At 62.8% G+C, this 13,026-nt stretch carries 10 protein-coding genes; 4 read left to right on the top strand and 6 right to left on the bottom strand.

What is annotated here, in order from left to right:
• The coding region (locus WAO69_RS13515) for a VWA domain-containing protein (protein WP_422179989.1) at positions 1–1,533 on the top strand (1,533 nt) is incomplete at its 5' end.
• Between the two features lie 17 nt (positions 1,534–1,550).
• On the opposite strand, the gene WAO69_RS13510 is transcribed toward WAO69_RS13515, so the two are convergent.
• Positions 1,551–1,940 (bottom strand): DUF3307 domain-containing protein, encoded by a 390-nt coding sequence (locus WAO69_RS13510; protein WP_422179987.1) that lies wholly within the window; start codon positions 1,938–1,940, stop codon positions 1,551–1,553.
• 265 nt (positions 1,941–2,205) lie between these two features.
• Here WAO69_RS13510 and WAO69_RS13505 point away from each other — a divergent pair, with 265 nt between their 5' ends.
• The gene (locus WAO69_RS13505) at positions 2,206–5,121 is read left to right on the top strand and encodes an ABC transporter transmembrane domain-containing protein (RefSeq protein WP_422179985.1); all 2,916 of its coding nucleotides are present in this window, start codon (positions 2,206–2,208) and stop codon (positions 5,119–5,121) included.
• 15 nt (positions 5,122–5,136) lie between these two features.
• Positions 5,137–5,979 (top strand): fumarylacetoacetate hydrolase family protein, encoded by an 843-nt coding sequence (locus WAO69_RS13500; RefSeq protein WP_422179983.1) that lies wholly within the window; start codon positions 5,137–5,139, stop codon positions 5,977–5,979.
• Between the two features lie 33 nt (positions 5,980–6,012).
• Here WAO69_RS13500 and WAO69_RS13495 read toward each other — a convergent pair whose 3' ends face one another.
• Positions 6,013–6,345: a metalloregulator ArsR/SmtB family transcription factor gene (locus WAO69_RS13495; protein WP_422179981.1), complete on the bottom strand. Its 333-nt coding sequence runs from the start codon at positions 6,343–6,345 to the stop codon at positions 6,013–6,015.
• Positions 6,346–6,418: 73 nt separating this feature from the next.
• On the bottom strand, positions 6,419–7,657 hold the full coding sequence (locus WAO69_RS13490; protein ID WP_422179979.1) for a mandelate racemase/muconate lactonizing enzyme family protein: 1,239 nt from the start codon (positions 7,655–7,657) through the stop codon (positions 6,419–6,421).
• 205 nt (positions 7,658–7,862) lie between these two features.
• Here WAO69_RS13490 and WAO69_RS13485 point away from each other — a divergent pair, with 205 nt between their 5' ends.
• Positions 7,863–9,071 carry an aromatic ring-hydroxylating oxygenase subunit alpha gene (locus WAO69_RS13485; RefSeq protein ID WP_422179977.1) on the top strand — a complete coding sequence of 403 codons (1,209 nt, stop codon included), beginning with the start codon at positions 7,863–7,865 and terminating at the stop codon, positions 9,069–9,071.
• A 3-nt stretch (positions 9,072–9,074) separates the two neighbouring features.
• On the opposite strand, the gene WAO69_RS13480 is transcribed toward WAO69_RS13485, so the two are convergent.
• From WAO69_RS13480 to WAO69_RS13470, 3 genes are all read right to left on the bottom strand, one after another.
• Positions 9,075–10,163: a Zn-dependent alcohol dehydrogenase gene (locus tag WAO69_RS13480; RefSeq protein WP_422179975.1), complete on the bottom strand. Its 1,089-nt coding sequence runs from the start codon at positions 10,161–10,163 to the stop codon at positions 9,075–9,077.
• Positions 10,164–10,249: 86 nt separating this feature from the next.
• Positions 10,250–11,452, bottom strand: coding sequence for a TCR/Tet family MFS transporter (locus WAO69_RS13475; protein WP_422179973.1), 1,203 nt, complete (start codon positions 11,450–11,452; stop codon positions 10,250–10,252).
• Positions 11,453–11,693: 241 nt separating this feature from the next.
• The gene (locus tag WAO69_RS13470) at positions 11,694–13,025 is read right to left on the bottom strand and encodes a lyase family protein (RefSeq protein WP_422179971.1); all 1,332 of its coding nucleotides are present in this window, start codon (positions 13,023–13,025) and stop codon (positions 11,694–11,696) included.
• Position 13,026 lies beyond the last annotated feature (1 nt).

Here is a 13,026-nt window from a genome sequence, read left to right as displayed (position 1 = left end):
GTCTTTGCGCTGGATGGATCGGGCTCGGTTTCATCGGCGGACTGGGCTGCAGTCCTTGCCAACGTCCAGAGCGCACTGTCTGCGCTGCGCGCTACCTTCGGGCCTTCTGATACCGAAGTCACGGTTGGCTTTACGGTGTTTTCGGGCAGTGCCACTTTCGTGGACCCCTTCGATCTGAACGACCCCAGCGATCCCCCTGCATGGCAAACCGAGTTGGCCGCCCTGATCCAGCCGGGTGGGCTGACCAACTGGACCGCGGCCCTGAACCGGGCCGAGACCTTCCTCGATGAAGTCGAAAGCGAAGCCGAAGATGCGCCTGCGCGGGGCGACGGGGCGTCCAACTTTGTCTTTTTCATCACAGATGGCTCGCCCACGGTTGCCGCGGCTGAATGGCAGGCAGCGCGCGCGTCACTGCTCAATCTGGATGGCGCGGGCAATCCGGTTCCCGGGGCCTATACCGTTGCGATCGACGCTTTCGGCATCGGCAGCGCCTTTGGTGGCGGAACGACGGCATTGGCCAATCTTGCGCTGCTGGACACCACCGATCCGGCCACTCTGGCACCGGGCGAGACGACCTATACGCTTCTGGATGAACCCGGTGATCTGGCCGCTGCCCTGACCGCTTCACCGGCATTCAACCCGGCGCTTGTCAGCCTGAGCGTGACGCTGGGTGTGGATGGCGCAGCGGCTTTCGCGATCGCGGACGAGACCTCGGACGCACTTTTGCAGACAGGTATCGATTATCAGCTGGCCTTTGCCGCGATCGACGGGATTGCCGGCCAGTTGGGTGTGCAAAACCGCTTCAGCGTCACGGCGGACTATGATCTGGACGGGGATGGCGCGGCCGATCTGACGCTGTTCTCGACCGAGGTTCTGGGCCGGGCGGATAGCGCGCAAACCCTGTCGGGCTTTGACAATGACGGGGCGGATCTGCTGTTTGGCAGCGACTTTGACGATAGCCTCGATGGCCTTGACGGCGATGATCTGCTGATTGGCTATAGCGGCAATGACACGATCATCGGCGGCACGGGTTTTGATACGGTTCTGGCCGGGGATGGCGATGACATCCTTGTGGTCGACAGCCTGCGCGAAGTGGGAGAGGTGATTGATGGCGGCAACGGCGTCGATGTCCTGCGCTTTGCAGATGACGGAGACGTCAATCTGGATGTTCTGGATGTTCTGACGCTGAGCAATATCGAAGTGATCGATATGGCCAACGGAGAGGCAAACTCCCTCAGCCTGTCACTGGCCGATGTGGTCGATCTGTCCTCAAGCGCGGATACGGTTCTGGCCGGATTGCTGGGCGAGACTTTGGGAGACAGCGCTCGTATCTATGGCGATGGGCCCTGGACGGATTTCTTCAGTCTGGAAGACGGCACAGATGGCAGCTGGCAGGAACGGGTTGGTGCGGATGTGACCGATGCCACCGGCGTAAGCCTTGTGATCTTTGATTACATTCCCACGGGGGGCGGCGGTGCGCTTGCCACCGTTGGTGTGGATGAGGCATTGTTGGCGGACCCGGGTATCGCCTGAGGGCAATGCCGTCGTCGTCAGGTGACGACCAGGATCCACGCCCAGATCATGGCGATATATGTCAGCTGATGCAGCAGTTGATCAAAGCCGAACGCGCGCCAGTACCCGGCATGAGCCGGTCCGTGCCCCTTGGCCGCCGAATAGGCCCCCTTGCCCCAGTCAATGTGGAAATGCACCACCCATTCCAGCGCAATGATGGCCAGTATGAACCAGGCCGGACTGCCGACGATCACCAGGCAGATGGCCGAACCGATTGCATGCACCAGGCAATGCTGGGCCCGGCCCATATGCAGATACTGTCCGCGACCCTGAAGCATCCGACCGCTCTGCAGGAAGTAATCCGCGAACATGTGCTTTATCTGGAGCAGGAAAAGCAGCAGCAAAATCGACTGGACAAGATCGGTCACGTGATATTCGTCCTCCCTGACGCGCGTCAGAACAGATAGTTCCTGAGTTACATCGGATACGCGTTTTTTACAAAAAGCAATTGATTTCAAGGTTTATCGTGGGTACACGGAAAAGTGTAGGCGGTTATCTGTTGTAAAGACGTCACGTGACTCTGTGCCGGCAGATCGGGGTGGAACAATAGAACGCACGCTCTTCACCTTTATCTGGAAGTACTCGAAGCGTGAGCAGTTGGTTCTGCTGGCTGTAACCACCAGTTTGTTCCCGATGCTGTTTCTGACGCTGGAACTGCCAAAGCGCATCATCAATGATGCCATCGGTGCCGCGCGCTCGCCGGTGGAGTTCATGGGCTTCTCGGTCGATCAGGTCGTTCTGCTTGTGCTGCTCTGTTTTGCATTCCTGCTGTCGGTCCTACTGCACGGCCTGCTGAAGATGCGCATCAACACGATGAAGGGCGTCATGTCCGAGCGCATGCTGCGGCGCTTCCGCTATACGCTGATCGCGCGCGTACTGCGCTTTCCGCAACCCTATTTCGAGCGCACCAGCCAGGGTGAACTGGTGTCGATGATCACCTCCGAGGCCGAACCCATGGGTGGTCTGATGGGGGATGCGATCAGCCAGCCTGTGCTTCAGGCCGGGCAGATGCTGACGATTCTGGGCTTCTTGTTCCTGCAATCCTTCTGGTTCGGGCTTGCCGCTATCGCGCTGATCCCGTTGCAGGCCTGGATCATTCCGATATTGCAGCGACAGATCAACCAGCTGAACAAGAAACGCATCGTGCAGGTGCGTGGCCTTGCCGCCGAGATCGGCGAGACAGCGCAAGGGGCCGCGACCCTGCGTGCCCATGGCGGCTGGCGCTTTCGGCAGGCGATCATCACGGACCGCCTTGCGCGGCTTTATGTCATTCGCTTTGAGGTCTTCCAGAAGAAATTCTTCATGAAGTTCATCAACAACTTCATCAACCAGTTGACGCCGTTCTTCTTTTACCTTGTCGGTGGCTATCTTGCGATCATCGGCGAAATTTCGATCGGTGCCCTGGTTGCGGCGCTTGCGGCCTACAAGGATATCGCGAGCCCCTGGAAGGAACTGCTGACCTACTACAATCAGGTTCAGGACATGAGCCTGCGCTGGGAAATCATCACCGAACGCTTTGCCCCTGACGGAATGGCGGATGAAACTCTGTTCGTGGGTGCCCCTGAAACCCTGCCCGAACTGCGTGGGCCGATCCAGCTGTCGCATGTGTCTGTGCGCGATATCGACGGGGTCAGCGTACTGGATGATATTGATGTCACCTTGCAGGGCGGCGCGCTGATCGGAGTGACCGCCTCCAGCGAGGAAGACCGCCGCGCCTTGTCCGAGTTGCTGGTGCGCGAAGTGCAGCCTGCAGGCGGGTCAATCACGGTGGCCGGTCATGCGCTTGGGGGGCTGCATCAGGCGGTCGTGGCGCGGCGCATGGGACATGCCAATGCCCGGCCGGTTCTGTTTCAGGGCACTTTTCTTGAGAACGTTCTCATGCCGCTCAAATTCCAGCCCCTCTCGAAGGAGGGGATGGAGGCTGTGATCCTCGACTCCGAACTGGCGGGCAACAGTGCCGATCCGCTGGCCGTTGATTGGCTTGACCCGTCACTGGCCGGGTTGCGCGACAAGGCCGAGTTGAAGGCGTGGATGCTGCAGCTTGTGGATGCCGTCGGCAGCGCCGAGCCGTTTTTCCGGCGCGGTCTGGATATGCGCGCGGATGCGGATGCGAACTCCGATCTGGCCGAGGCGATCATCGGTGCCCGCGCGACATTGCGCGAGGCGCTGAAATCCGGCGATCTGGACCGTGCGGTTTTCGGGCTGAACCCGGTCGAGTACAACCCCGCATTGCCGGTCGGCGACAACCTGCTTTATGCCTCGCCCTTGCAGCCGATCACACCGGACGTTCTGGCCCAGCAGACCGAGTTCCTGGCCTTTCTGCGCGCGCAAAAGATCGACGCCGGCCTGATCGCGCTCAGCCGCAATGTGATCGATATGCTGCGCCAGATCTTCGGGATGGATGGCACGGATCACCCGCTGTTCAACAAGCTTGGCCTTGAAACCGGCACCTATGAAAAGGCCGCCGAGCTGTTGTCGACCTATAAGGACGGCACCGATCTGGATGACGAGCAACTGGCGCTGATGATGGCGATCCCCTTCGGCATTTCGGCTGAACAGATCGGCCCGTCCTTCCCGGATGAGATGAAGGCGCAGATCCTTGCCCTGCGCGCCAGCCACGGTCAGGACATGCGTGCCAAGCTTGAAGGTCTCTATGTCCCGCTGTCCAGCAGCACGTGGGCTCCGGGTCTGAGTGTTCTGGAAAACGCGCTTTACGGCAAGATTTCCGAGAACGCGGGCGCGCGCGCTGACGAAGTGCGCCGCAGATCAGCCGAAGTTCTGGAAAACGCCGGTCTGCGCGATCTGGTGGTGGCGCTGGTCTTTGACACCCCTGTGCCTCTGGGGGGGGCGAATATGCCGGCTGTTCTGACCGAACCGCTGGCCGTGGTCCGCGCGGCCGTCAAACGCCCCGATGTTCTGGTGCTGGACAGCGCATTGGCAAGCCGCGACCGCGAGGCGCGGCAGCAGGCCTATACAAGGCTGCACAGGCTTTTGCCGGGCACCACCATGATCGTTCTGTCCGACGGATTTACCGAAGATGCCGAGTTTGGACAGTTGCTGGAACTCCAGCAGGGTCGGCTGGTTGCCCATGGCGAAACCGCCGAAACCGAACAGGACGGCGCGGCCAGTGCGGATCTCGCGCGCAAGCTGCGCGCGCTGGAACAGACCGATCTCTTTTCCGGGCTGGGCCGGCGCCAGTTGCGCCTTCTGGCCTTTGGCGCGCGCTGGTACGAAGCTTCGGCTGGCGAGTATGTGTTCTACAAGGGCGATCCACCTGCGGATGGTGCCTATATGATTCTCGAAGGCGAGGCCGGACTCTACCTGCCCAAAGCCGATCAGCCGGATCAGCAGATTGCCAAGGTGGGTCCGGGCACATTGGTGGGCGAGTTGGGCGTGATCCGCAACGTGCCCCGCGCGTTGGACATGAAAGCTGAAACCGATATCAAATGCCTGCGAATCGGTGCCGAGGAATTCATATCGGTGGTCGAAAATGACGCCCCGACAGCGTTCAAGCTGTTGCAGGTCGTCTCGGGATATGTGTCCAGCTAAGGCAGGGAAGAGCCGATGAAATTCAAGCGTATAGAGCAGGGCGGCGCGCTGCGCATGGCGGCCCTTGATCCCTCTGGTATCTGGCGGGACGTCACCGCCTTTCTGCCTGATCTGAGCGCGCAGGCGCTGGCGCGTGGTGATCTGGCCAATGCGGGCGACTGGGATATTGCGGGCCAACCGGAAATCACCGGTGAACACCGGCTGCTGCCCTGTGTGGGCAATGTCGGCAAGTTCATGTGCATCGGTCTGAACTATTCCGATCATGCCGCCGAAGCGGGCATGGCGATTCCCCAGCACCCGATCCTGTTCCTGAAGGCGAATTCGGCAATCGCTGGCGGCGAAGATGATCTGGTGATCCCGCGCGGTGCCTCGCGTGTCGACTGGGAGGTCGAGCTGGGCGTCGTCATCGGCACCGCCGCCAAATATGTCGATGAGGCGCAGGCACTTGATCATGTGGCGGGCTATTGCGTGATCAACGATGTGTCAGAGCGTGACTTTCAGCTCAACCTCACCGGCCAGTGGACCAAGGGCAAATCCTGTGACGGGTTCGGCCCGATCGGCCCGTGGTTCGTCACCAAGGACGAGGTTGGTGATCCGCAGGACATTGCCCTCTGGGCGGATGTGAACGGTCAGCGCATGCAGACAGGCAGGACCGACACAATGATTTTCTCGGTTGCTCAGATCATCGCGCATCTGTCCCAGCTCATGACGCTGCACCCGGGCGATGTGATCGCGACCGGCACGCCCCCGGGCGTCGGCATGGGCATGACCCCCCAGCTTTATCTCAAGCCCGGAGATGTGGTTGAGGTCGGGATCGACGGTCTGGGCGCGCAGCGCCAATTGGTGCGCGCCGAGTAACACCATCGCGCGGTGCCTGGACGCCCGAAGACCTCAGATATCCGGGCAGAAAATCCGGTGCATGAGGCCGATCACCTCTGCCGTATCGGGGTTGGCAATCCGGTAATTGATCGTCTTGCCATCCCGCCGCGTGGCGACATGACCTTCGTCCCTGAGCCGCGCGAGCATTTGCGACACGCGCGCCTGTCGCAGGTCCATAAGGGTTTCCAGCTCTCCGACCGATTTCTCTCCGGTGGCCAGGTGGCACAGGATCATCAGCCGCCCCTCATGCGCCAGCGACTTGAGCAACGCCGCCGCCTCGGCTGCGCGCGCTGACATATCGACGGGCGCATTGGCAGGCAAAGGAGAAGAGGAATTGTTCGGCATCGTTACACGAGTCTCAAGATTTACACGTTGACGCAGTTATGCCCCACGTAAACCCATCTGTCACGCCTGTGAATCAGGTTTCGGGATCAGGTGCCGGGGCTCCGCCTTCGAAGGCGTTGCCGTTGACGTAATCGCAGGGCTCCTCGCGCATCTCCAGATGCAGGCCCGTAGCCTTGTAGGGATGGGCGCGCGCAAGCTCTTCGTCGACATCAATGCCCAGACCGGGGCCCGAGGGTGGGGTGATGAACCCGTCCTCGACGCGGATCGAGCCCTTGATCAAATGATCGTGAAATTCCGTCTCGATGCTCTCGCACATCAGGATGTTGGGAATCGAGGCAGCCAGATGGATATTGGCGGCCCATTCAACCGGGCCTGCATAAAGATGCGGTGCCATCTGCGCGTTATAGACCTCGGCCATGGCGGCGACCTTCTTCATCTCCCAGATACCACCCGCGCGCCCCAGGGCCGGTTGCAGGATCGTGGCCGCGCCCGAGCGCAGGATCTGGGCGAATTCCGCCTTGGTGGTCAGACGCTCTCCGGTTGAAATCGGAATGCGCACGGCGCGCGCGACCTTGGCCATCTCTTCTATGGCGTCGGGTGGAATCGGCTCTTCGTACCACAACGGAGAATAGGGCTCGATCGCCTGACCCAACCGGATCGCGCCTGCGGTGGTGAACTGACCGTGGGTGCCGAACAACAGGTCTGCCTTGTCGCCCACGGCCTCGCGGATGGCTGCGCAAAACGCCACGGATTGAGAGATATCCGACATCGCAGGCATATGCCCGCCGCGCAGCGTATAGGGACCGGCCGGGTCGAACTTGACCGCGGTATAGCCGCGCGCGACGCAATCCGCCGCGGATTCCGCGGCCATCCGGGCCGAGGACCAGAAATCCTTGATGCTGTGATGAGGCAGCGGATAAAGATAGGTATAGGCCCGGATCCTCTCGTTCATCAGCCCGCCGATCAGCGCGTGAACCGGACGGTCCCGATCCTTGCCCAGAATATCCCAGCAGGCGATTTCCAGCCCCGAGAACGCACCCATCACGCTGAGGTCGGGGCGCTGTGTGAAGCCGCTGGAATAGACCCGGCGGAACATCAGCTCGATGTTCTCGGGGTTCTCGCCCTCCATATGGCGGCTGAACACATCGCGGATCACATGGCTCATCGCCTCGGGTCCGATCGAAGAGGCATAGCATTCGCCCCAGCCCACAATCCCGGTATCGGTCGTCACCTTCACCAGAATCCAATAGCGCCCGCCCCAACCCGGCGCGGGAGGGGCCGTGACGATGACGTCAAGATCGGTGAGTTTCATGCGCGTTCTCCCAATTGCCGGTCCAAGACCCGCTGCAGCCTTGGTACGAAAAGCTTGAAACCCGCCGTGCCCGCATGCCGCAGATGCCCAACCGGTTCCAGTTTCACATTGTGTACTGCGCAACACGGGCTCTGGAAAGGCGCAGAGATTGCCGCGCGCGTGAAAACTTTGCTAGTCTGCGCCCGACCCTTCCCGGAGTAGATTGATGACAAAGCCATTCGGCCAAACCGATATCGCCGCCCTTGTTGCCCGCCAGCGCCCCGGGCTTTCTTTGGAACAGGCCTTTTATGCCGCACCCGAAATCTTTGCAGCCGATACCGCGCGCATCTTTCATCAGGACTGGCAGCTTGCCGGCCATATCAGCGAAATCCCAGAGGCTGGCGATTACCTGCTGTTCGAGGTGATGGGCGAAAGCGTGATCGTGGTGCGCAGCGAAACCGGCGCAGTGCAGGCCCATGCCAATGTCTGCCGCCATCGCGGCTCGCGGCTGTGTATCGAGCCGCGCGGGAATGTCCGTCGCTTTACCTGCCCCTATCACGCCTGGGCCTACAATCTGGATGGCAGCCTGTTTCACGCCCGCCAGCTGGACCCTGAACATGATCGCGACGCATTGGCGCTGAAACCGGTTGCGGTCGAGCTGTTCGAGGGGCTGATCTATGTCTCGCTTGCCCGGACACCCACGCGGTTCGACGAGCTGCGCGCCGAGCTCACACCCCATGTGCGCCCCTTCGGGCTGGAGCGCACCAGGATCGCCCATCGCCGAAGCTATCCGGTGCGCGCCAACTGGAAGCTGCTGGTCGAGAATTACAACGAATGTTATCACTGCACGGCGGCCCACCCTGAATTCGCGCGATCCCATGTGATCCACATGACCCCGGACCGCTCCGCCCCGCTGAATGCCGAACTCAAGGCGCGCTCGGCCGCCGTGGGTGCCTCGGCCGACACGATAGATCGCATCGGATCACAGGCCCCCGCACAGTCGCCGGATTATTCCTACAACCGCTATGCGCTGTTCGAGGGCTATCAGACCGGCAGCGAAAGCGGTGAACCGCTTGCCCCGCTGCTGGGCGATCTGACCGGGTATGACGGCGGCGCATCGGATGTCTATGTCAGCGTGCTGAACCCGATGCTGATCTATTGCGATCATGCGGTGCTCTATCGCTTCATCCCGGTCGATCTGCACAACTCGATCCAGGAGATCATCTGGCTGGTGCATGAAGACGCCGTCGAGGGGCGCGATTACGACAGGGATCGCCTCACATGGCTCTGGGATGTCACCACCGAGGCCGACAAACGCATCATCGAGGCCAATCAGGAAGGCATCGGGTCGCGCTATTACGAACCCGGCCCGCTGGTGGCGATGGAAAGCTTCACGCGCCGGTTCCTTGACGCCTATCTGTCGCGGCTGGTCTGAGGTTCAGCGGTTGAACACGATCACATTGCGCTTGGCCGAACCGGTCTTGGTGTCGGCGATCGCCTCGTTGATCTGATCCAGCGACCAGCGGTTCGAGATCAGCTCATCCAGTTGCAGCCGTCCCTGCCGATACAGATCGACCATCCACGGAATATCCCGCTGGATCACCACATCGCCCATCTTCGAGCCGATCATGCCCTGACCCAGAAAGGACATGGTCGCCGGCTCATAGCTGGCCATCTCACCGGAATGGGGCATCCCCACCATGATCACCTTGCCGCCGCGCGCAAGGTAACGCGGTGCCTGATCATAGGCCGGGATCGCGCCCACGGTGACGATCACCGCATCCGCCCCGCGCCCCATGGCTTTCTGCGCGGCCCTCCAGGGGGCCTTGTGGGTGGCCAGCACCCCGTCGGTGGCCCCAAAGCTGCGGGCGATCTCAAGCTTTTCCTCGGTCATGTCCACGGCCACGATGCGCCGCGCCCCGGCTATGCGCGCGCCCTGAATGGCGTTCAGACCGACGCCGCCCGCGCCGATCACCACCACGTCCTGACCCGCGCGCAGACCCGCGGCATGCACCACTGCACCCACGCCGGTGATCACCCCGCAAGCAATCAGGCTGGCCGAGGTCTTGGCGATGTCATCACCGATGGTGACAACCTGGCTTTGATCCACCACGACCTTTTCGGCAAAGGCACCAGATGCCATGGCCTGATGCAGCATGCCGCCCTCCATCGTCCGGATCGGCCCGTGATCCCCGTCATGGGGTGTCTCGCAAATCGTCGGCTTGCCGCCCGCGCAGGACGGGCAGGTACCACAGGCCCGGATCAGCGTGACGACAACGCTGTTACCGACACGCGCAGTGCTGACACCCGCGCCGACAGCGCTGACCACACCGGCGGCCTCATGACCGTAAACCGCGGGCAAGGATCCGCCCCAGGCCCCTTCGGCAAAGGAAATATCCGAATGGCAGATCGCCACGGCATCCAGCGTGACCTCGACCTCGCCCATGCCGGGCGGTGCGATCTGGATATCTTCGATCACAAGGGGTTTGCCAAACTCATGACAGACGGCGGCTTTGATCGTTTGCATGGAAGGCTCCCTTGTTTCTTGCTGGCTGCGAACGTGCCGGGCAATCGGGGGCGCTGCAAGCCCCAAACGCCCCGCGTCATCGCGCGTCAAGCCAGACTGTCGCCCTGCTGCGCGGCACCGCATGGCGCAGGCCTGCGCAAAAACACCACCAGCCCGATCCCCATCAAGAGCATTGAGACCAGGAACGGAGCCCCCGGCAGATAGACCGGTGCCCCCGGCCCGGTAAAGGCGGCAAACACGCTGGTCATCAGCAAAGGCGCGATGATCATCGCCAGCGCATTGAGCGAGGTCAGCACCCCCTGCAACTCGCCCTGGGCATCATCGCCCACGCTGCGCGACATCATCGCCTGAAGGGCCGGGGTGATCACCGCACCAATCGCCGCCAGGGGCGTCAGCACCAGCGCCACCGCCCCACTGGCCACAAAGGCGATCGCACCAAAGGCCGCCATGTCGAACAGATGGCCATAGATCACCGTGAGGCGTTCGCCAAAGCGACGCAGCACCAGCCGGATCAGCCCGCCCTGCACCACGGCGATCATCACCCCGAACAGCGCCAGCGACAGACCGATCATCTGCGGTGACCAGCCGAACCGCTCCTGGGTGAAAAAGGACCAGATCGCGGGATAGACGTAAAACGCCACCTGATAGGTGAAATACACCACCAGCAAAGGGCCGATCCCCGGCAGCCGCGCAAGATGGCGGAACGCGCCGAACGGATTGGCGCGCCGCCACTCAAACGGGCGGCGGATGCGGTCGGTCACGGTCTCGCGCAGCACCAGATAGCCAAAGACCGCATTGACCGCAGCCAGCGCGGCGGCGGCAAAGAACGGCGCGCGGGTGCCATATTCCCCCAGCATCCCGCCGATCAGCGGTCCCAGAACGAAACCCGCTCCGAATGACGCCCCGATCAGCCCGAAATTCGCGGCCTTCTCATGGGGTTTGGAGATATCGGCCATATAGGCGCTGGCCGTCGCCCCGGTCGCCGCCGTGATCCCGCCCACGATCCGACCCATCAGCAGCAGCCAGATCGACCCGGCCACCGCCATCACCAGGTACTGCAGGCTCATCACCATCAGCGACACCAGCAGCACCGGCCTGCGCCCGTAGCGGTCCGAGATCGCCCCGATGAACGGTCCGAACAGAAACTGCATCACCGCGAATACCGTCGACAGAACCCCGCCCCAAAGCGCCGCCGAGGCCAGAGTTCCGCCCTGAACCTCAAGCAGCAATTCGGGCATGACCGGAACGATCAGGCCGATGCCCATTGCGTCCAGCATCACGGTGATCATGATAAAAACGATGGGCAGGCGCAAATCGGGGCTCACTTCGGTTCTGAAGGGCCACGTTATGCGCGCGCGCCGCTGTTGGAAAGGGGCGCAATCGCCGCCCGGCCAAGGGACTGCACCTGCGAACCCCTTGGGAATATTTGAAAACCCACAGGAAAATCAGGCCCCGTCCTGCCTCTCTTTCTGGTCTTGAATACCCCGGGGGAGCGCCCCTTGGCGCGGGGGCAGAGCCCCCATGATCCGCTCAGCCCAGCCGCGCAACCGCCTGCACGAACCGCCGGGCGTCCGCAGGCGCATTGCCCATCTGGTGGGCCGGATCGAACAGCACGGCTCCGTCCAGGTCGGGGTGATCGCGCGCCACCAGAACCGACAGGGGGGTCCGGCTTTGCTGGGCGTCACGGCACAGCGCCTTGACCAGCGCCTGCGCCTCGGGTCGCGCCATCCGGGCGGCAAGGGCAAAGCTCAGCGCCTCGGCATGGATCATGTCCATCCCGGCAGCCAGATGCGCGGCCATGGCCTCGGGGCGCGGTGCGATCTGGCCGGCCAGGGTGCGGGCGATCTCCAGCGCCGATGCGGTGCCCAGCACCAGCTGCGGCAGGGCCAGCCATTCGCCGAACCATGCCGCCCCGTCGCGCTGGTCGCGATGCACGCCCGCCGCCATCAGCGCGCCCAGCTGCGCCTGTGTCTGCGCGTTCAGGGCGCTCAGCGCCGCAGGAGCCACCGGGTTTTGCTTTTGCGGCATTGTCGATGAGGCCCCCGATCCCGACAGCGCCACCTCGCCCGTGCCCGAGCGGCTGAGAAGCGTCAGATCTTCGCCGATCTTGGCCAGCGCCGCGCTGACCCGGCCCGTCCATCCCGCAAGGCGCAGGACGGGGCCACGGTCGGTATGCCAGCCGCGACCCGGATCATGCAGACCCAGGGCCTCGGCCAGAGCGGCTCGCGTCGCATCGGCCTTTGGGCCAAGGGCCGCCGATGTGCCCGCCGCTCCGGACAGCGACACCCAGAGCGTTGCGGGCTTCAGCGCCGTGATCTCTGCACACAGGTCCAGAAGCGGCCAGCCCCAGCCGGCCACCACCGCCCCGAAAGACGTGGGCGTGGCGTCCTGCCCATAGGTGCGCGCGGCCATGGGCAATGCGGCATGCTCTCCGGCCAGCGCCGCAAGGGCGTTCAGCGTGGCGCGCAAGGCCTCTTCGCACAGGCTCAGCGCCTGGCGCAGGCGCAGCATCAGCGCCGTGTCGATGATATCCTGCGATGTCGCGCCCCAATGGACATATTGCGCATGTTCCGGCGCGTTCATCTCGCCACGAAACGCCGCCACCAGCCCCGGCACGCTGACCCCGTTCTCGCCCGTTGGCGCACTCAGGGACGCCGGGTCGATCTGCACCTCCATGGTGGCGCGGTGGATCGCCTGGGCGCTGGTCTCGGGGATGATGCCCTGCGCCCCCTGCACCCGCGCCAGCGCCCCTTCGACCAGCAGCATGGCGCGCAGTTCGGCGCTGTCGGTGAACAGCCGGCCGACCTCGCCGGTGGGAAAGAGGCGGCTGTAAAGCGGGCTGTCGAAAACCGAGGCTGCCATG

Source organism: Aestuariivita sp. (assembly GCF_049276915.1).
Classification (GTDB): Bacteria; Pseudomonadota; Alphaproteobacteria; order Rhodobacterales; family Rhodobacteraceae; genus Aestuariivita.
Note: the sequence above shows the minus strand (reverse complement) of the source record. Positions and strands in the feature narration are given on the sequence as shown.

Bases quoted from the DNA above. Each gene is read 5' to 3' on its own strand.
- WAO69_RS13505 (WP_422179985.1), top strand. From the start codon at position 2,206: ATGCTGTTTCTGACGCTGGAACTGCCAAAGCGCATCATCAATGATGCC.
- WAO69_RS13500 (WP_422179983.1), top strand. From the start codon at position 5,137: ATGAAATTCAAGCGTATAGAGCAGGGCGGCGCGCTGCGCATGGCGGCC.
- WAO69_RS13495 (WP_422179981.1), bottom strand. From the start codon at position 6,345: ATGCCGAACAATTCCTCTTCTCCTTTGCCTGCCAATGCGCCCGTCGAT.
- WAO69_RS13490 (WP_422179979.1), bottom strand. From the start codon at position 7,657: ATGAAACTCACCGATCTTGACGTCATCGTCACGGCCCCTCCCGCGCCG.
- WAO69_RS13485 (WP_422179977.1), top strand. From the start codon at position 7,863: ATGACAAAGCCATTCGGCCAAACCGATATCGCCGCCCTTGTTGCCCGC.
- WAO69_RS13480 (WP_422179975.1), bottom strand. From the start codon at position 10,163: ATGCAAACGATCAAAGCCGCCGTCTGTCATGAGTTTGGCAAACCCCTT.
- WAO69_RS13475 (WP_422179973.1), bottom strand. From the start codon at position 11,452: ATGATCACCGTGATGCTGGACGCAATGGGCATCGGCCTGATCGTTCCG.
- WAO69_RS13470 (WP_422179971.1), bottom strand. From the start codon at position 13,025: ATGGCAGCCTCGGTTTTCGACAGCCCGCTTTACAGCCGCCTCTTTCCC.